Origin of the sequence: Bacillus alkalicellulosilyticus (genome assembly GCF_002019795.1) — a bacterium.
In the GTDB taxonomy this organism is placed as follows: domain Bacteria; phylum Bacillota; class Bacilli; order Bacillales; family Bacillaceae_F; genus Bacillus_AO; species Bacillus_AO alkalicellulosilyticum.
In genome coordinates, this window is record NZ_KV917381.1 from 2,538,887 (window position 1) to 2,558,385 (window position 19,499).

Below are 19,499 nucleotides of genomic sequence, written 5' to 3' on the forward strand. Positions count from 1 at the left end.
TTCTTTCATTCGATGTACTCATTTATTAAAAACAGCGAAAAGTTACTTTTTACAACAGTATTTCAAGGAACCATGAGGTTGACTTGAACAAAATTGTTTGGTTTAAGTTGATTATATTCCAGCGTTACCGTGACGTTTCGTCAGAGTAATGCATATCAAATAGCTATTAAACGTTTACACTAAATATCAATTTTGTTTTTCAATAATCTCTTGGGCCACCCTCTCTCCAGAAGCAAGTGCTCCTTCCATATACAAGCGCCATTCTGTGGCAGTTTCACTGCCTGCAAAATGAATGGGTCCAACAGGCTGATATAATGCCTCTTTGTATTGAGTAAGAACAGTCGGGGGAAAATGAGAACCGTATCCACTTCTTATGAAAGGCTCCTCTGTCCACTTTTTCTCTTTGTAATAAATCGGCGTACTAGCTTTCTCTCCATATAATCTTTTTAAAATTTCTATCACTGTTTTCTTACGTTCTTCTTCTGATTGCTTTCCAAAAGAAAGAGCTTCTCGACCCGAGGAAATGATTGTTAACACACCTACCTGGTTTTCAATCGAACTATCAACAGTCATATGAATTGGTCCTTCCCCTCCATACGAAGAGCCACTTAAACCATTATCTCGCCAAAAAGGACGATCATATACAACCATCGCTTTTATGACCGCAGTTTCACCGATGTTCTGAGTGAGTTGCACGTATTGTGTAGGTAGTGGAGGTTCAAAGTGAATTTCATTTGTTAAAGGCGAAAGCATGGTTAAAATTAGCTTCTTTGCATTCCAAGTGTGTTGTTTACTCTTTACCGTTACTTGATTATCGTTCCAACAAACCTCTTGTATTACCTCACCAAATTCAATACTTTTAGTAAGCCCATTTGATAAATGTTCTGCTAGTTTTTGTGTTCCTTCCTTCAACCAATAAGTTTCTGCTTTTAAAATATTCTGAACAGAACCTGCCGCACGTATGTTCCACAGTAAGTCAAGCAAGGAAACTTCTGATAAATTCTTACACATCAATTCTTCTAGCTTTCTTTGAATAAACCGTTTTCCTGTCTCACTTTTGAGGGTGTGGAGAACAAACTTCTCAACAGATTGACTATCGAGATCCATTGCTTTTTCAGCTTGCCAAGGGCGTTCCATTGGAAGAGTAGAAGCCAACTTATCCAGTTTTTGTTGAAAGCGGTACATGTCTATCTTTGCATGTAGAGAAAAAGGTTGTGTATCTATTTTTTCGTATGTATTCATGTTGAAGAAAAGCGTCTTTCCTTTAGTAAAGGTTGGTGTAAGAGTCAGATTTGCTTCTTTTAATAAAGCATGTACACGTTTGTGAGTAGGAGCAATCCATTGGGCACCAAGTTCCAATACGCCACCTTGATATGGAACAGATAACACCCTTCCGCCCACTCGATTTTTTGCTTCAAGGATTCTTACGCAATAGCCTGCTTTGGTTAGTTCTTGTGCAGCAGATAGTCCTGCGAGTCCTGCCCCAATAATGAGAACATCGGTCACTACAAGGTCACTCCTAACTGTTATTTCCTTCTAGTTTATCCTTGAACTCTAACTTACATTCTGCTGTTAAATCATTGTCAGGAGCTGAGCACATTTTTAAAAATCAAACCATACGATAACAAAAAGACGAAAGGAACAAGTGACATGTCTTTGGTATTTTTAATTGGGGTAGTTTCAGGAATGCTAATATATCGATTAATTCTTTGCAGATACATTCAAATGGATAATTGGGGACCCAAGCTATTATGTTATGTTGTGATTCCTCTTGTACTAACTGTTATTTATAGCGTATTCATGAAATCAGCATTCGTTATATTAGAAGCGAACTTCCATCTATTGCTTGGATTTATTGTGGGGTTAATTTCGCAGTTTTTCATTGTTATAATAAGACTTTCTTATTATGAAGAACTTTTAAGTTATTATATGAGGAGAAACGAAAAAAAAGATTGATCTGTTTGAAAAGATTCGTTAGAGCTACTTCATCAAGCCTTCTTCATTGAAGGCTTGATGCAAGAAGGATAAAAAACTCACTCGCTTTTTCTTCTCCATTAATGACGATCGTTAGTTTATGCTGACCACTATAATGTTTTCTTGTGGATAGGTCTTTAAATGCATGTTTTTTTGTCATGGTAACCTTTCCACTTTTGTATTCTTTTTCCGACAAATGAAATTTTTTTGAAGAGTGTTTTCCATTGGCTTTTACATAATCAATCACATATTCCACTCGAAGAGACTGTGTTGTTCTCAAATGTAAGTCAAAAGAAAACTGCAAGGACTGACCGATGGAAAGTTGTTCATGGGATAAAGTAACATTTTCTACATCAACTTCCGTTACATCCGTAAATCCAAATAAGCGAAGAGCTTCCTTATCCCCTTTTTTCAGTAATGTTCGACTCCCATGTTTCAAAATCCAATCCGTATTCGGATGTTTCCCACCCCAATCTCGTATAATTTGTTTCACTAATCCCGGGTGGTCTTTTGATATGTCGTTTACGTTATTGGCAACACTTTTTCTGACATACAAAGAATTGTCCTCTTTTAACGTTTGTAAAATCGGAAGGATTGGCGTAGGGTCTTTCTTCAACGATTGTAATGCGACACCCCATGGGAGACGCGGGCGACACCCCTCTGATGCTAGTCTTCTACGATGTTCATTTTCATCTACAGACCACTTTCTCAGCTGTTCGAATGCTTTTTCTTGGTCCCTCATAATAAATGGACGGATCGCAAATTCCGACGTAGAAAACTCAGTAAAAATCGAAAGTGCCTTCATTGAAGATTCCCACTGTTCAAGTCCGTACACTTCAACGAAATCCGGGAAAAATAAATACTCTAGACCTCTACATTTTGGAGCGATGTCTTCGAGGAGGTGAATCGCTTCTTCATAGGAACTAGGAAAAGTCTTTTGGACTGCTTTTGTGACTTGCCGCATTCGTTGTTTTAGTTCAAGTAGTTCCCAGTCATCTGTATAGACGTGTTTTAAAAACTTCTGTTCATCAAAGGAAGGGTAAGCCGACTTCACAATCGCAATAAATTCAGAAAAGAACGTTTTATTATATTTGTCTTTTAGTAACTCTGCCATAGAATTCCCTCCTCCTTTTTAATCATCAACTAAACAAAGTGTGAAACCCCTCAGTTAGACGAACGAGCTTCCCGTCTTCATGGTCCCAAAACACCACTTCATTAGATTTCCGTTTTTTAAAATCAAAGCAAAAATAATTTCCAAAATCATCATTTGCAAAAGCGATAACGCCAGAAGGAAGCTTGTCCTCTAGATGCTTGTTTACGGAGAAGATATTATCTACATGTTCTTTCCCTATTGCAAGAAATGACCGTAGTTTAACTTCCTTGCCATTTTCAAGCTTGATTGGATGTAACGTTGGACGTGCTCCGTTATATTTTCGAATAATCTCTTTATAAAATAGAGGGAAGGCCACATTATAAAACCGTTCCAATTCTGATATTGTTGTTTCACTCACTTGTCCTTTGCTATAACGCCATGTTATTTGATTCATCTCCGACACCTACCTATTGTCACTGCCGCCACCCCAAAGGCTTCGACCACCACTATGGCCTGATTGGTCGTGTGGCTCAGTTTCGACTAATTGAATTCTACCCATTTCTTCATGATGGTGCCATGTAAATCCATCAGGCGTGTCTCCATTATGTATTTGTTCTAGTTGTATTTCATTAAACGGTGCACCAACACTTGGGTCTTGTTGAATCGCTAGCGACAGCTGGTCGTTGGCTAGCTGGGCATGCATATAATCACTAGCTTCATAAAATTCGGGATCTAGTTGAGCATCGAATGCTGACTCAAAAACCGGGAATACACCTTCTACGTGCGAACCATCCGGAAGTTCTACAATTGTTGATTCAAAAGGAACACCGCTTACAGGATGAAGTTGTCCAGCCAAGTCTGAGTTAATTGTATCAATCGTTTGAATCTCACTACTATCCGCTGCTTCCACGCCAGTAGCACCATCGATGACATCGACAACCCCAAAGGCGATGGTTCCAACAGCCGCAACTTTCCCTAAGTTATTTAACCCTTGTTTCGTTTTATCGCGGTCTTTTTTCACAACGCCAGAAGCTACATCAATCGAACTTTTCGCTGTATAAGCTATTCCTTTTCCAACCACTTTCGTCGCATTCAACGTTGTTCCACCGATCTCACTTAATCCTTCATAGACCTCTTCTTTGTCTTTTTTTATGAGACCAGAAGCTGTGTCAACGACTCCCTGACTAAGCCCACCAATTGTATGACACGTGAAATGACTCGCTTTGTATACACTGTCTCCCACTTCTTGCACATACTCACTTTTGACAGCTTTTGCAGCTAGCTTAATACTTCCCCCGAGCAGTCCACCAACCACCTTACCTGAGGTGTCCCCTATCTTTTGCAACAGCTTCCTTTTCATTTAGACTCTCCCTCAAAATTTATCTTCATTTCTTTTAAAAAAGTCAAAATACATACGCACGTTTTCTAACTCTGTCCATCGTTTTACAATTACGGGGTTCTCGTCAAGGTCATATATCTTGGCCCCTTTCATTGAAAGCAAAAATGGAGAATGAGTGGATATAATGAACTGACAACCAAAAAAACGAGCAGAATCTTCAATAAAATGTAGTAGTTCGATCTGTCGTTTCGGAGAAAGGCTGTTTTCTGGCTCATCTAGGATGTAAATTCCATTGTCCGTTATCTTTTCAGTAAAATATTTAAATGCACTTTCCCCGTTTGAAAGTCCCCTTACATTATCCATTAATTTTTCTCTCACAAAACGGGACTGGGTTTTACGTCTCGCGGTATTTACTTTCTTCAACTGTTCATAATCTGCCATTGATTTCATTTGAAACTGAGAGTACTTTGCATCTAAATAATCATCAAATAGTTCTTCCCGTTTTTGATCAATTCCCTCATTAAGATTCCGGATATTCAGCACATAATCAAAAACATCATCACTTGTAATAATTCTACTCGTTTTAGGCGTATCTAGCGCTTGCTCAAGAACGCACATCTTCACAAAGTCAGGATAGAAATTGGATTTATTATAAAGGGAATCTCGTTGCACTCCTATTTTTTCTGCAATAACATTCAATGCTGTCGATTTTCCCGACCCGTTCCCACCGTATAATATCGTCACAGGTTCAAATTCAAGTGTTTCAAGACCTCGTCCAGATAAAATTTTAAACGGATAAAATGAATCATAGCACGTTCTTTGTATACTCATGAAAAAGCCATATTCCATCTCTTCATCAGGAAATGTAAACTCTCGTAAATAAATCATAGATATCCCTACCAAACCATAAATTTATTCTTATAATTATACCATCTTGCGGTGTTTTTATATCGTATCCGAAAAAAATCCAAAAAAAAAAGACTACTAAACAATAGTAGCCTCGGCTGACTCATTATCCACCCAATGGAAGTCAGTGACATTCGCATTTTCAATTACTTCAATTGGGAATTCTGTTTTAAATGAACTAGAAGTCATCGAACTCTCAATTAGTTTGATTAATTTCATTGGATGTACGTTGTTTACCGTAATAAACTCTTTTACGCTATATGCCAATGTTGGATTTGATTTGTTTAGTTTCACATGCTTATTTAGTCTAACGAGTTCAATGAATTTAGTCATCAATTCATTTTCAGAATGAGCTTCTTTAAATACATATCTCATGGATAATCAGTCCTTTCATACGTTCTATTTACTATATGCATTTCTCTAGCGGTTATTCCAAATTTTTAGACGAGCATTCTATGTTTTAGTTTTCAGTTGGTTCCGTTTCCTCAGTTTGTGCAAGGCGTTTTTTTTGTTCGTTCTTTTGGTGGAGCACCCAATGGATTTCTTCGTCTGTGTATAATTGCAAGTCGATGTTTGTCATTTATATCACTCCCTTTTGTTCTTACACGTAGTATATCTCATTATTTAAGTTTTCAGACATCTTTGGTCAGGTTTTATGACACAGAACTTATTTTTGTTCGGGTGGTGCCAGGCACCCCCCGAACCCCCCCCGAATCACAACAGCAGGAAATAACAGGAATCATGTGGAATATATATACAAAATTACCGTATTGGGAGGTTATGACATGTCGTTTCCAACACATATTGTCTCGGCAGGCGGAATTGTAGAAGATGGCAATGGAAATAACCTATTAGTAAAAGCACATGACGATGGTTGGGTATACCCTGGTGGGATAACTGAAATTGGTGAGAACCTGATTGATGGCGTACTTCGTGAAATCAAAGAGGAAAGTGGAATAGACGCCACCGTTCACCAATTAATTAGTGTTGTTTCGAATACAGCCTTACATAAATGGTATGACGGTGTGACAGATGTCCCTACGAAGGTTATGTTTGATTTCCTGTGCAAAGCAGTGGGTGGAGAGTTAGCTACTTCTGATGAAACGAGCGAGTGTAGGTGGGTTCCAAAAGAAAATGTATTGGATTTTATTACTTTACCCGCAATCAAAATGCGTTATGAAGCTTATTTGAACTTTAACGGCTCAGTGAATTATATTGAATAAGTCACTGAGACAACATCAGAATGTAATGTCAAAATACAAAGGCGTGTTTAGTTGCACAAGGGTTCTTGTGATTAATCTTTGCACTAAAGAAATGAACCGCCTTTTTCACCAAGGCGGTTTTCTTTTGTTCTAATAGTAATATTAAAAATTAACATAGCCTCACATTAAAAGATAAAGGTAACCACAACATACATCACCGTCGTAATTCCAGCTGCAATTAAAGCTGGTTTTAGTTTATATTTAGCATACTCAATAACCGATAGACCCAATATCTTGGCAATCGTATTCGTATCATCACTTAGCGGTGAGGCAAATGCCCCGAACGCTCCACTTGCAAAAACAGCTCCAACAACTAATGGTAGCGAAACGTCCCCTACTACAGCGAGCGAGATTCCAAGTGGCATTAATATCCCCCAAGTCCCCCACGCTGAACCGATAAAATAAGATACAGCCGCGCCAAAAATAAATATAAGAGGAGCAATGAACATTTGTGGAATCCATCCAGCATGTGCCGTCACAAAAGCAGAAAAACCAAGGTCATCTGTAATTGAAGAAAGACCCCATACGACCGACAAAAGTAAGATAACCGACATTAAGTCATTTCCACCGTTAATAAATCCTGATATTAGTTCATCGAGTTTAAATCGTTGCAATAAATAAAAAGCCATTGAAAGAAGAACTGTAATTAAAAGCGCAACAACCATCGCATCAAGTACATCTGCTTGGATAAACGATTCAAAAAAACCATAACCTTGAGTAAATCCATCATACCAAGTAAGGAACAACGTAAATCCAATGACTAATACCAATGGCAATAGTAAGTTAAATGGTTTAATTGGCAACTCTTTATCCACAGCAGGATGACACTCATGCCAATCTTCCTCGTCTTCTACATCTTCATCAATTTGAGTTGGAGCTGTTGATTTTTTTCTGGAATGATGAAAAAAACTTAAATAAATGCCAAGTAGAATGGTAACGATTGAAAAGAAATTAAACGGAATGCTTTGAATAAACAAAGAATAGGGGTCCACATTTACCCCTTGATTTTGAGTCGCAATTTGGATAATCGATACCATGTAGCCCACAAACGCAGTTGCCACAGGAATAAGAACAATAACCGGTGTAGCTGTTGTTTCAATCACAAAGCCAAGTTCTGCTGTTGTCATTTTAACCTTTTTAAGCAAGGCCCTCATAATCGGAGCTATCGTCACAAAACGAAACGTAGGAGCAATAAATGTCCCGAGCGTTGAAACATAAGTAAGAACTAACGCTTGCTTCCTCGTTTGAATTCTCTCAGCCGCTTTTTCAACGAAACCACGAATTCCACCCGTCATTTTCACCATACCAACAAGTCCTGAAAAAGCATATAAAAAGACGACAATCTTAATGTTATTCGTATCAATTAAAGCTTGTACGACATACACAAACATCGTTTGAATCCCACCTAAAATCGTCGGGTCCATTAAATATGCTCCAACTAACAGACCTAAAAACAAAGCAGGTAATACTTGTTTTGTATATATAGCTACTGGAATAACGACTAAAAACGGAATAATCGAGAACCAACTTGTATCCATCACATTCACCTATCTTGGTTGTAAGATAATGTTAGCTTGTGAAGGATGTGAAATAATATACTTCCCGATGAAGATGAAGAACTTAGATACAAGAATGTATTACAAAAGACGGATTATATTAGACAATTATCACAAAACCAAACGCATTTACATATTTTAACTTAGATGACAGTAGGAGGTGTTTTTTGTGTACCCGTATGGACCTTATTTCTTTCATAGACGTCCTAGATACTATGTCTACCCGCCGCCATTTTGGTTTTACCCACCATATTGGGGTCTTCCACCAAGACCACCGTTTTGGCCACCACCCTTTCCAATCATTCAATAAAGGTGATTTAATAAGCAAATAAGCACTTAAAGACCGGGACAAAAAAGTTGTTTTTACTTTTGTCCCGGCTTTGGTGTATACATAGATTATTCAATTAAAAATAGCAAAAAAACAAATACTATTAACTAGCATAATGGTTAAACCCATATGTAATATTTATTATGTTGGTCAGTTAGTTATAGTTAATTTGTATGAATATTCAAAATAATGTTGTAAGGTTTTATATCAACATGGTACAATCATATTGACATATATTCCATAATTATCCTGACTATATCATTCTACTACTCGTCCTAGCAGTTGTTTTTACTGTTTTAGGATTTTTTTGTTTTAGAAAGGAGGTGAGCACCGTGTTGCAGTGGCTAGAGCAAGTGTTGAAACTATTTGTCCTTTTGTCAACGCTCTTTTCCACTCTTACACTCGGGATAATTCATACAATTAAGTTAAAGAAACTAAAGACAGAAAATAAAAAGAAAAGACGATTCCTATAATGGAAATCGCCTTATGAAGAAAGCTTACAGATTTATTATAATACAAATCAAATAAAAAATTACTGTTAATTTTAAAAATTCACTAAATTTATAAATTTCAAGGATAGGAATATATGTCACTTTATAATAGAAAGGATGAGAAGTATGAGTGCATTTCACCTTATTCCTTATATGGTAAAGTCCATTGTCCCTACTACAAAATTGGTTCCTCCTGGTATTCAATTGATTGAAGCGCCATCTCTTTGGGAACAAGGCTATTATGGAGAAGGAGTTGTGATTGCTGTACTAGATACAGGCTGTGATACAGATCATCCAGAATTAAAAAATCAAATCATCGGTGGATATAATTTCACTTCTGATGACAAATATGACCCAGAGATTTTTGAAGATTATAATGGGCATGGGACTCATGTGTGCGGAACAATTTGTGCTGAAAAGAATGAAGCTGGAATTATCGGTGTCGCACCTTTTGCGAAATTGTTAGTGATTAAAGTGTTAAGTAAACAGGGTTATGCGAAATCCTCGTGGATAACAGAAGGGATTAAATATGCTATGAACTGGGTTGGTCCAAACGGGGAATCCGTTCGAATTATGAATCTATCTCTAGGAGGACAACAACCTGACCCAGACATGCATGAAGCAATTAAGCAAGCGATCGCTTCTAACATCATTGTTGTATGTGCAAGTGGAAATGAAGGTGATGGAAATGAAGAAACAAATGAATATGCTTTTCCGGGTGCTTTTCCTGAGGTTGTACAAGTAGGGTCTGTCAATCTACAAGAAAAAATGTCTCACTTTAGTAATTCTAACAGTGAACTAGACCTTGTTGCACCTGGCGAGGACATCATTTCAACTTATTTACATCGTGAGTTTGCTGTGCTATCAGGCACATCCATGGCCACACCTCATGTTTCAGGGGCATGTGCTTTATTAATTGAGAAATTTGAACATGAATTTGAACGCAAAATAACTGAACCAGAGCTTTATGCCCAACTGATAAAACGAACGATCAGCCTTAACTACCGAAGAACATTTCAAGGAAATGGGATTTTAAAGCTTTCTTCTAGTCTAGTTAAACAAAGCCATGAAAACAGCTATAAACTAGAGGTATAAGAAAGGTAGGAAGAAATCTGAAAAAAATGTATTTTTTCCATTTGTACAACATCGCAACCATCTTCAAATCCCGTTGTGAGTGGATTTTTCACAACGGGATTTCGAAGAATATGACTATACAAAAATCATACTATCCTCTAATTTAACTCTTTTCTTAAATAATAGTGAGTAAAGTGTCTTCCCACATTATCAATACTGCCGAAGATTTCGTATCCATTCTTTTGGTAAAATCCTAAAGCTTGAAAGCTTAATGTATCGACCTTGAGGAAGTCACATTGTTTCTCTATTGCAATTCTTTCTATTTCTGCTAAAAGTTTCGTTCCATACCCTTTGTTTCGAATCGATTTATCTAAAAACAATACGTGAATCTCTACCCAGTTCCAGCATACATCTCCAGTAATCCCTCCAAGCAGTTTTCCTTCTTCATTCTTAAGGACAATGCAGATTTGCTCATACCTTCCAGCCAAATCCTTTGGAAAATGTTCAACGTTATACTCATAGATCAGATTATTTAACGTTTCATTATCATAACTCTTATCCTGTCTTATCATTTGAATCATTTGAACTCCCCCAACTGCTTATTTACCTTAGCATAAAGGAGATTCCCTAAAGCTAACACCTAATAGTTACGTATTAACTAATCTTGAGGTAGTCTCAAACACAAAAAACTGACTAATATAAAATAATTAGTCAGCTTTTTCCTTTTAGAGTATATATAATTCGTTCTATGCTTTTTCTAGACAAACAGTATTCTGATGCTAAGCTAGCAATCGAAATTCCGTTAGTGTACTTACCGTATATTTCATCATTTCTGGCATGCAACTCTCGCTTTGTCCCATTCTTCTCTCCCCAAGACTTTTTTTCACCTTGTTTCCTTGGAATGTAGAGAAACTCACCGTCAATATACTCTTGGACTAATAAGAGTATTTCTTCTGGTAGCACCTTGTCTGCTTTGATATATCCCATAGTTTTGCTCCTCCTTTTTTGTTACGTAAGAGGTAAGCAAAGACTACTATATTAATAGACCCATAATATTATCCACACACTAATAGCAGTCTTTGCTATTAGCTTAAAATTAACTTTCTCATATTGTGTCCTCCCTTGCTAAGAAAAACGGCATGTAGGTTTTTATTCCTTATATATATTTCTACGTCATTACTCATATCCCTTTTAGGCACATTAGGTCTATTCTAAAGAATGACTAAGTAACCAGTCGTAAAACTCAGGATTATTATACGTTTCTGTCCAGGCATCGTGACCATCCGCTTCATAGATTGTAAACTTTACGTTCTCTCCACCAGCTTCCTTCACAGCATCCACCATTTCTTGACTTTGCTCTAGTCTTATACTTCCGTCAAAGTCATTATGAAACACCCAAATTGGTCGGTCCACTAATTTAGATCCTGTACTAGGGTCGCCCCCTCCAGCAATTGGGGCGTAGGCTGCAAATAATTCTGGATGATGAGCTGCCATGTACCAAGTCCCAAATCCACCAAAACTCGCTCCTGTTAAATATACACGAGAAGCATCAATTTGATGAGAGGCTATCATTTCTTCTACAAGGTTAATGATTTGTGCTGCCGAATCCTCATTATCCCACCCATTCGTATCACCTTGTGGCGAAACCGTCACAAATGAATACCCTAATTGGTCTATCGCCTTGTACATCCCGATATTTTCTAAAAAGTTAATGTTCGTCCCTCGTTGATGAAGAAAGACTATCAGTGGCCATGTATCATCAGAGTCAGGTGCATACTCCTTTGGAAAAGTTAAAAGATACTCGTGCCCGTCATGCTCGAGTTGTTGCACCAATTCAACTGCATCTGTTTCGGATTCACTCGTAGTTTGGTTTTCTTCTACAGATTCAATATTGGATTCCTCAGCCTCACTACTTCCTGTCTCCGAAGGTGAACACCCTACCAAAGATAAACTACTAATCATGAATAGTAATCCACATCCCAAAAAAATCTTTTTCATCATAATTCCCCCAGAAAAAAATTGGCTTGTTGATTGTTTCTATGTTTAGCCTAATTCTACTGTAGAGGAATTTTACTTACCTATACATTGCAAATCAGCATGAATGGATTGCTTATATACAACTTTAGCGAGTCAGCCATTCTTAAAGCATCTGAGTAGGTTGCGTGGAAGGACAATTGGTGCTTCGTTGAACATGTCAGTGTCCAAGCAGGGCATGCGCATGGACATTTGCTACTGCGACGAACGTGATACATGGCCAAGCAGCGCTGCGATGATGGTAAAAGTGTCTGAGCAGAGGGAATATCCTTTCACACCTCTCCAACAACACTATCCATTTTTTGGATAATAAGTGAACAAATTCAACCTTTACTGACTAGGATAATAGTTGCATTTTTAATACTTTAGAATTAGGATATATATACTGAAACTTTTAATATAAAATAGTTATTGTTCACCTAAAAAATCAGTGGATACAAAACTAAAATCTATATCATTTTAGTTTGACAGCCTTACCGAAAACGAGAAGTCTAATCGGGTAGATTAGTCTTTTTTTAATCTAGGAGAATGCAATATGGACAGATTTCAATTGCTTAAACGTAAACTATATTTATGGCTTATTCCAATATTGCTCTTAGCTCTAGCTAACAATTTCTTTTATTGGGATTCCATAACACTCCGAAGTAAAATAGTGATTACATTTTTACTGATTTTCTTTACCTTTGGATGGATTATATTATATAAAAAATGGAAGTTAATTTTGGTGGAACGCGTAGTTCTTTTTGTTATTTGTTCAATTCATCTCCTAAACAGCTACGGAATGTTACAACTTATGGTTACAGAAGGTGCTTTTGACTCAACTGAAACGTTTATATGGGCTCCACTTACCTATATTTTTATTTGTGTATCACTTACAGGACGAGCTGGTGCACTTTTAGCTCTATTTATTTGGGCCTTAACATTGGGTATTAATTTACTATTTATTAACGATATCCCATCTTTTAAATATGCACTTTTTAGCCAATATCATTTAGCGAATTTAGTATATATTATAATTATGTTTTCAGCTCGCCACATTCTTACTTCCTATGCTGAAATGGATACGCTAAAAAAATTGGCTTATATTGACCAGTTAACAGGGATTCATAATCGTGGATCTATCTTTGCTTCTTTAGAACAAATGACAGAAGCGGCCCAAAAGAACCATACCCCTTTATCGATTATCTTTTTCGATATTGATTACTTTAAAAAAATCAATGACCGATTTGGTCATCAAATAGGTGATTCTGTACTTATTGATATCACTAATATCGTAAAGGACCAACTACCTAAAACAACTTCGTTTGGTCGCTGGGGCGGAGAAGAATTCATTATACTCTTACCTAATACAACGGTTAGTGAATCTCTCTCTATTGCTGAAAAAATAAGGTTAGCCATTGAACAACACAACTTCATTGAAGGCTACCAAGTGACATCAAGCTTTGGGTTAGAAAGCTTCCAAACCAATGATACTGTGGATTCATTATTGGAACGCGTCGACCAAGCTCTTTATGTAGCAAAAGAATCAGGCAGAAATCAAGTAAATGTATACAGTGTGTAAAAATGAAGAGGTCGGACCAAAAGGTAAACAACCTTATGTCCGACCTCTTATAATTGTAAATTACCTTCCCGTTACTGTAATACTTCCATTACTTCCTTACCAACCTTTATACATTTATTATTTTCTTCATTACAAATTACCTGATCCGCGTAATCCAGGTATAAAATAGCCTCCATCTGACCCTTGCGATAATCTGGATCCTGAATAGCTGTTACCATTATTCGATAGTCCTTATCATTGTTAGCATGAAACTCCTCTGGTTCTGAGTGTAAAATAAAATCTAAAAATGCTTCCGCTTCTAGTTTTTTTACCAGTTGCTTGGTTTCTTCATTATAAATTCTAATTGTGCCTAGATAGTCAAACTCTGTTCCAAACATTTTATTGTACTCGATTTCCACGTGAGATTTTAACGAATTTCCCTCTATGATTACACATCCACTTAGTAACCATCCTATAAGAACAAAGAATATCCCTCGTTTAATTGAAACTACTTTACCCATTCAATCGTACTCCTATCTTTTAACTCTTGCTAACAAGTGAGGCATTGTATCTATAATAACATTACCAGAACAAGCAAAGGAAGTAACTGTCATTTTTTCTTTTTTTGCCAACATATTCAACCTAATTTCCTTTCCTTAGCTTAAATGGTGCGTATTAGCTTACAAATGTGAGGAATTTATTATAAAATCTTATACAGGGAATTAAATACATACTACTATCGGTTTCGTTTCATACTATTTATTTAACTGATGAAGCCAGAAAGGAAAAGAAAAGTAATGATATCAGAAATGCAATTAGTCTTTCTTATTCTAGTCATAACAACCATCTGCTTTTTGGTTCCACGATTTCGAGCAGACCTTGTCGCTATTAGTGCGTTACTTGCATTATTGTTAACAGGGTTAATTACTGTTCCAGAAGCATTTGCTGGTTTTTCTAATAGCGTTGTCATTATGATAGCCGCTTTGTTTATTGTCGGCGAAGGTGTATTCCAAAGTGGACTAGCGCAGAAAGCAGGAAATCTCCTTGTAAAAACGACAGGGAATAGCGAATGGAAATTAACGATTTTTATGTTGATATTAGTTGCTGTATTAAGTGGCTTTATGAGTAATACAGGAACCGTTGCGATATTGCTTCCGGTTGTCGTAAGCTTATGTCGACAAATGCAGTTACACCCAGGTAAGCTTTTAATCCCTTTAGCATTTGCTAGCAGTATGGGTGGGGCTTTAACATTAATCGGTACCGCTCCAAACTTAATCGCAAGTCAAAGCTTACACGATTACGGCTATGGTTCTCTTTCGTTTTTCTCGTTCACGCCTATCGGTCTTGTCATTCTTGGTGTTGGGATTTTGTACTTATGGTTTGTCGGACGTAAAATGCTTGATAAGCCGGCGGATACGAAGGAAAATACTTCTTCATTTAACGCTTCTGACCTTGTGGAACAGTACGGGGTATCTAATTTCATCTTTGCTGTTGAAGTGCCAGCAGGAAATCAAAACATCGGCAAAACCATCCGTGACCTTAAGTGGCCAAGTGTTTATCAAGTCACTGTCTTAGAAGCAATGAAGCCAGGATCAGGTTCATTATTTCGCCTCTCTGGACGCAATCAATCGAATCGAATCACGGTCGGTCCTAGCTATGAAATTGAAGAAGGAGACCGCTTAATTATTTACGTTGAAGAAGAGAATCTCCAGTTGTTCCTTGCTGAAACGGGAGTTCATGCTCTACCACTTCCAGAGGGTGAATCCTATCAACTAGAAGAGTCTCACTTAGCAGAAGTCATATTAACTCCGCAATCTAGATTATTGAATCAAACGATAAGACAAGTAAATTTTAGAGAAAAATATGGGGTTACCCTTTTAGCAATGAAACATCAATTTCAAGACGCTAAAAAAATTCATGCGAATGAAAAGCTGTTATATGGCGATTCCATTTTAGTTCATGGAAAATGGAAAGATATTAATCTGTTATCTGCTGAAAAAAATGACACCGTTGTGTTAAAATCAGCGGCTGAAGATACTGACCTAGGAAATCAAACGCAACAAAGTTTGATTGCAGGGATTATTTTAGTTGGAATGTTGTTGTTCATGGTATTCGAGTGGCTCCCTGCCGTCGTCTCTATTGTTATTGCAGCAGTTCTTATGATTCTTACAGGCTGTGTGCGACAAACTGACCAGGCATATTCGTCAATTAACTGGCAAACCGTTGTGCTTATTGCTTGTATGCTTCCGATGGCGACCGCATTAGAAAATACAGGCGGAGTCACGTTTATTTCAGAGGGGTTGATTGGAAGTTTAGGCGCTATAGGTCCTCTCGCAGTAATGATTGGTTTATACGCGATTTCATCGCTATTCAGTCAATTCATAAGTAATACGGCAACAGCGGTCCTGTTGTTTCCAGTCGCGATTCTAACCGCGGAACAAATGGGGATAAGTCCGATTCCTATGGTAATGGCCGTTGCCTTTTCAGCGAGTATGGCATTTGCCACTCCTGTCGCTACACCACCTAATGCGATGGTGATGGCTGCTGGAAAATACACGTTCCTTGATTTTGTGAAGGTTGGTGTTCCATTACAAATATTGATTATGATTGTTTCCGTGCTTTTAATTCCGTTGTTCTTTCCTTTTTAACTTGATAGAGAGGTCAGGACAAAAGGTTGTTACCTTTTGTCCTGACCTCAAAGCAATGGGCGAAACTGTCTAAAAGCTCTTTATATTGATTTTTTCAATGAGGGGCCCCTCCAGCGAAAGGCTTCCCCAGTATGTTTACTAACTGTTTGAGGATTTGTTCATTGTCACCAGCGTAATGCACGATAACATACCCCTTTTTAAAGTAATACGGAGTGGCACTATAATCAATTGTTGCCAGTCCAACATCGCCATTTCCGGGTACATTTGAAGCTTCTTGTTCCATCTCTTCCTTAGATTCATACTCAAAAACCTCTATATACTCTCCATCAACCTTTAGTGCTTTAGGCACTACCGAAAAAAAGGATCCTTTTCCTCATTTTTGATAAAGCAATGACCAACCTTTGCGTTATCAAGAGCTTGTGTGAACTCAATAAAAGTAAAGGGATTTGAAGTTGTACATGCTACTAGACACAGAAGGATAAAAAATAATTGAAAAAGTCTCATGTGGGACACCTCTCATTTTTAGTATCCGCTATGAAATGATTCCTAACAACGCAGCTAAAAAACAACATCAATTCAATCAAGTTGTATTTGCGTGACCTCTTTTAAATTTTTTTCGCTATACGTTAGCCTATAAATATCGGGCATCATAAGGTTTTTCCAAAAATGAAAACTATAGCTAGCATCAAAATAATTCATAATAAGCACCATAATATTCCCATGCGTCCCAATCACGATATTTTTTCCTTCATACTGCTCAAGCAAGGAGAGTACCGAGGTAACCCCTCTCTTTTGAGCAACTATATTTGATTCTCCACCTTCCCAACAAAAAGTGGGATCATCCCACACTTTTGTAATCGCCATTGTGAAGTCTTCAGCAGGTGTTGTTGTTAATGTCCTTTCTTTAAGGTCCTCAACAATGTGAATATCTTTTTTTATGTAGTTCGCAATTCCTTCGACCGTTTGAATCGCTCTTACATACGGACTAGAAATGACTCCATGAATATCTTCTTTCTTCAGTGCCTCGGTTACTCTGTTAGCGTCCAACATCCCTTTTTCAGACAATGGTCTAGAATATTCATCTGGTGTGTATGTTGAATGCGCATGTCTTACAAAATACAAATTCGTCAATACAGGTCATCTCCCTTGCATACTATCAATATACGATATTACTCTCAAAGATTATCAACAAAAATCAATTCTTAGTATTTTTGACCTGCGTCTTAATTCAACAATGGTATCAAAAAAGAGGAGTGATTCCAATGAATAATTTTGCCCTATTAAACAATTCATCATTGTCAACAATTTCTTCCGATTCATATAACACATTATTAGAGTTCAGTTCAGTCTTTGCTAAAATTTAGCCTAAAAAAAGCAAATATACAACCAAGTAAAGTCAATAATACTGTCATTCAATAACTGTTTATTTATTGGTTCTTTATCTACCCAAACTCTAACCAATGTATAAAAAAGATTCGCCCTCTGTAAAGAGAAGCGAGTCTTTTTATACCTTTTAATTATTCATATGTGTCAGTCGTTACATACGTTTTAGTTATAATATCATGAAGCGCTCTATTATCTTTCCTAATTCCAACCATGAATACGTTTACAATGATGCCAATACCGAAAGTTAATCCATAAAACAATATGGCAACAATACCCCTTACGAGTACAGTGACGACACCAACCCTATCCCCATCAACTTTAGCAATTCTTATCCCTACCGCTCGTTTCCCTATTGTATACCCACGCCATACCATGGGTAAAAGTAAAAAATACAACACCAAGGCAACTCCATAAGGTGAATTTAAATTAGCCCACTCAATTCGATTATAAACTTCCAAGAAAATAACACCAAATACACTAAATAAAATTAAAGCATCAACCAGAAAAGCACTTAACCTACTTTTTAAACCCGCCGAATTTTTGCAATGCACAATATCCCCTCCTATTTGTCTATTACTTAGAGCCGTTTCACGACAAAAATCACCCACTTTTATCTATTTAGTAAAAGTGGGTGCTTCCATCTTGTCATATAGTATCTCTTATATACAGCTCTTATATACATGTATCATAAAATTATCATAAGTAATCAAACTCTATTTCAAAGCAGCCATATCGTTACCACATCAATAGTCTTACGGACCCGTAACAATACTAAAGGTTAGTGTGGATTCAAATACCGTTGGAGTATCTGGATGGTTGATTAGGTCCACTACCTTGGCATCATCAGGAATCGTTAACGTTAAGTTATTTGGAGCAAAGTCTACCTCAAAGATTCCTAACCCTTCATCCAGTCCCGCAGATAATATCGACTGTTGAACCCGAATCAATAATCCAAAGCGCTCCCTGATGGTACTATTGGTGCAACTCCTATGGTAGTATTTTAGCAACTAATAGGAGGTCTGGTCAAAAAAGCAACAATCTATGCGAAAAGAGCCATTTTAAAAAAACTCACTTGGTCTAATAACCAAATGAGTTTCTTTTTGTCTTTTTAAAATTCTTTTGCCACTTGAACCGCGTTTTGTAGACCTTTTTCAATAATAGATTCTGCTTGGTCAGGAAATTGATTATGTCCTTCTATAATCACGTTCGTAATGTTTTGAACTCCCCAGAAGTGTAACATATTGGTTACAAAATTAACTGCCATTTCAACTGATTGAGCAGGGCCTTCTGAATATACGCCACCTCTAGCATTTAAAAGCACAACCTTTTTGTCGGTAAGTAACCCAACTGGACCTTCTGCTGTATATTTGAATGTTTTTCCCGCTTGTGCTAAGTAATCTAAATATGTGTGCAACACAGCTGGCACTGTAAAATTCCATAGTGGAAACGCGAAGACCACTTTATCTGCTTCAAGGAATTGATTTAAATATGCATTCACTAAATCAGTAGCTTTCTTTTCATAGTCCGTTAATTCCATACCTTTTGATAATTTGAACATTCCATTGATTTTATCCGTATCATAATATGGTAAATTTTCTTCAAACAAATCTAGCTCAATAATTTCATCTTGTGGGTTTGATTCTTTATATTGGTCAAGGAATGTATGATACATCTTGACACTCACTGCCTGTTCAATTGGTCTTGAATTTGCTTTAACAAATAATACTTTTGCCACTTTGACTACCTCCAGTTATATTTTAGTTGCCTGAGCAATTATAGTTCTTATTGTATTGATAATAGGACTTTATATCCACTTTGTTGCTATAGCAACTATTTCTTTTGTAAGTATACGAATTTCAATCCACTAT

At 37.1% G+C, this 19,499-nt stretch carries 21 protein-coding genes; 5 read left to right on the forward strand and 16 right to left on the reverse strand.

Features of this window, described 5'->3' with window-relative positions:
* Window positions 1–186 precede the first annotated feature (186 nt).
* A complete protein-coding gene (locus BK585_RS12775; RefSeq protein ID WP_170885577.1) occupies window positions 187–1,506 on the reverse strand; it encodes a flavin monoamine oxidase family protein in 1,320 nt (439 codons plus the stop codon).
* 144 nt (window positions 1,507–1,650) lie between these two features.
* Between BK585_RS12775 and BK585_RS12780 the strand changes: the two genes are divergently transcribed.
* Window positions 1,651–1,956, forward strand: coding sequence for a hypothetical protein (locus BK585_RS12780; RefSeq protein WP_078553789.1), 306 nt, complete (start codon window positions 1,651–1,653; stop codon window positions 1,954–1,956).
* A 43-nt stretch (window positions 1,957–1,999) separates the two neighbouring features.
* Here BK585_RS12780 and BK585_RS12785 read toward each other — a convergent pair whose 3' ends face one another.
* The 5 genes from BK585_RS12785 to BK585_RS12805 all read right to left on the reverse strand — a co-directional run bounded on the left by BK585_RS12785 (window position 2,000) and on the right by BK585_RS12805 (window position 5,687).
* Window positions 2,000–3,088: a DNA alkylation repair protein gene (locus BK585_RS12785; RefSeq protein ID WP_078553790.1), complete on the reverse strand. Its 1,089-nt coding sequence runs from the start codon at window positions 3,086–3,088 to the stop codon at window positions 2,000–2,002.
* 25 nt (window positions 3,089–3,113) lie between these two features.
* Entirely contained in the window at window positions 3,114–3,521 is a 408-nt protein-coding gene (locus tag BK585_RS12790) for an SMI1/KNR4 family protein (RefSeq protein WP_078553791.1), read from the reverse strand.
* Between the two features lie 9 nt (window positions 3,522–3,530).
* On the reverse strand, window positions 3,531–4,427 hold the full coding sequence (locus BK585_RS12795) for an HNH endonuclease (protein WP_078553792.1): 897 nt from the start codon (window positions 4,425–4,427) through the stop codon (window positions 3,531–3,533).
* Window positions 4,428–4,439: 12 nt separating this feature from the next.
* A complete protein-coding gene (locus BK585_RS12800; RefSeq protein ID WP_078553793.1) occupies window positions 4,440–5,294 on the reverse strand; it encodes an AAA family ATPase in 855 nt (284 codons plus the stop codon).
* A 96-nt stretch (window positions 5,295–5,390) separates the two neighbouring features.
* On the reverse strand, window positions 5,391–5,687 hold the full coding sequence (locus tag BK585_RS12805) for a hypothetical protein (protein ID WP_078553794.1): 297 nt from the start codon (window positions 5,685–5,687) through the stop codon (window positions 5,391–5,393).
* A 410-nt stretch (window positions 5,688–6,097) separates the two neighbouring features.
* Between BK585_RS12805 and BK585_RS12810 the strand changes: the two genes are divergently transcribed.
* Window positions 6,098–6,535 carry an NUDIX hydrolase gene (locus BK585_RS12810; protein WP_078553795.1) on the forward strand — a complete coding sequence of 146 codons (438 nt, stop codon included), beginning with the start codon at window positions 6,098–6,100 and terminating at the stop codon, window positions 6,533–6,535.
* Window positions 6,536–6,699: 164 nt separating this feature from the next.
* Here BK585_RS12810 and BK585_RS12815 read toward each other — a convergent pair whose 3' ends face one another.
* Window positions 6,700–8,112, reverse strand: coding sequence for a Na+/H+ antiporter NhaC family protein (locus BK585_RS12815; protein ID WP_078553796.1), 1,413 nt, complete (start codon window positions 8,110–8,112; stop codon window positions 6,700–6,702).
* Between the two features lie 954 nt (window positions 8,113–9,066).
* On the opposite strand from BK585_RS12815, the gene BK585_RS12820 reads away from it, so the two are divergent.
* The gene (locus tag BK585_RS12820; protein WP_078553797.1) at window positions 9,067–10,044 is read left to right on the forward strand and encodes a S8 family peptidase; all 978 of its coding nucleotides are present in this window, start codon (window positions 9,067–9,069) and stop codon (window positions 10,042–10,044) included.
* 137 nt (window positions 10,045–10,181) lie between these two features.
* On the opposite strand, the gene BK585_RS12825 is transcribed toward BK585_RS12820, so the two are convergent.
* From BK585_RS12825 to BK585_RS12835, 3 genes are all read right to left on the reverse strand, one after another.
* A complete protein-coding gene (locus BK585_RS12825; RefSeq protein ID WP_078553798.1) occupies window positions 10,182–10,604 on the reverse strand; it encodes a GNAT family N-acetyltransferase in 423 nt (140 codons plus the stop codon).
* 130 nt (window positions 10,605–10,734) lie between these two features.
* On the reverse strand, window positions 10,735–11,010 hold the full coding sequence (locus tag BK585_RS12830; protein ID WP_078553799.1) for a CD3324 family protein: 276 nt from the start codon (window positions 11,008–11,010) through the stop codon (window positions 10,735–10,737).
* 219 nt (window positions 11,011–11,229) lie between these two features.
* Window positions 11,230–12,021, reverse strand: a complete 792-nt coding sequence (locus BK585_RS12835) for a carboxylesterase family protein (protein ID WP_170885578.1) — start codon at window positions 12,019–12,021, stop codon at window positions 11,230–11,232.
* Between the two features lie 571 nt (window positions 12,022–12,592).
* Between BK585_RS12835 and BK585_RS12840 the strand changes: the two genes are divergently transcribed.
* Window positions 12,593–13,618, forward strand: coding sequence for a GGDEF domain-containing protein (locus tag BK585_RS12840; protein WP_078553801.1), 1,026 nt, complete (start codon window positions 12,593–12,595; stop codon window positions 13,616–13,618).
* A gap of 71 nt (window positions 13,619–13,689) precedes the next feature.
* Here the strand turns inward: BK585_RS12840 and BK585_RS12845 are convergent, their stop codons facing one another.
* Window positions 13,690–14,118 carry a hypothetical protein gene (locus BK585_RS12845; RefSeq protein ID WP_078553802.1) on the reverse strand — a complete coding sequence of 143 codons (429 nt, stop codon included), beginning with the start codon at window positions 14,116–14,118 and terminating at the stop codon, window positions 13,690–13,692.
* 276 nt (window positions 14,119–14,394) lie between these two features.
* On the opposite strand from BK585_RS12845, the gene BK585_RS12850 reads away from it, so the two are divergent.
* The gene (locus BK585_RS12850) at window positions 14,395–16,245 is read left to right on the forward strand and encodes an SLC13 family permease (protein WP_170885579.1); all 1,851 of its coding nucleotides are present in this window, start codon (window positions 14,395–14,397) and stop codon (window positions 16,243–16,245) included.
* A 94-nt stretch (window positions 16,246–16,339) separates the two neighbouring features.
* On the opposite strand, the gene BK585_RS12855 is transcribed toward BK585_RS12850, so the two are convergent.
* The 5 genes from BK585_RS12855 to BK585_RS12875 all read right to left on the reverse strand — a co-directional run bounded on the left by BK585_RS12855 (window position 16,340) and on the right by BK585_RS12875 (window position 19,366).
* On the reverse strand, window positions 16,340–16,594 hold the full coding sequence (locus tag BK585_RS12855; protein ID WP_078553804.1) for a hypothetical protein: 255 nt from the start codon (window positions 16,592–16,594) through the stop codon (window positions 16,340–16,342).
* 227 nt (window positions 16,595–16,821) lie between these two features.
* Window positions 16,822–17,376 (reverse strand): histidine phosphatase family protein, encoded by a 555-nt coding sequence (locus BK585_RS12860; RefSeq protein WP_078553805.1) that lies wholly within the window; start codon window positions 17,374–17,376, stop codon window positions 16,822–16,824.
* A gap of 386 nt (window positions 17,377–17,762) precedes the next feature.
* A complete protein-coding gene (locus tag BK585_RS12865) occupies window positions 17,763–18,182 on the reverse strand; it encodes an RDD family protein (protein ID WP_078553806.1) in 420 nt (139 codons plus the stop codon).
* Between the two features lie 201 nt (window positions 18,183–18,383).
* Window positions 18,384–18,578, reverse strand: coding sequence for a hypothetical protein (locus BK585_RS12870; protein WP_078553807.1), 195 nt, complete (start codon window positions 18,576–18,578; stop codon window positions 18,384–18,386).
* 161 nt (window positions 18,579–18,739) lie between these two features.
* Complete coding sequence (locus BK585_RS12875) at window positions 18,740–19,366, reverse strand: FMN-dependent NADH-azoreductase (RefSeq protein ID WP_078553808.1); 627 nt, start codon at window positions 19,364–19,366, stop codon at window positions 18,740–18,742.
* Window positions 19,367–19,499 lie beyond the last annotated feature (133 nt).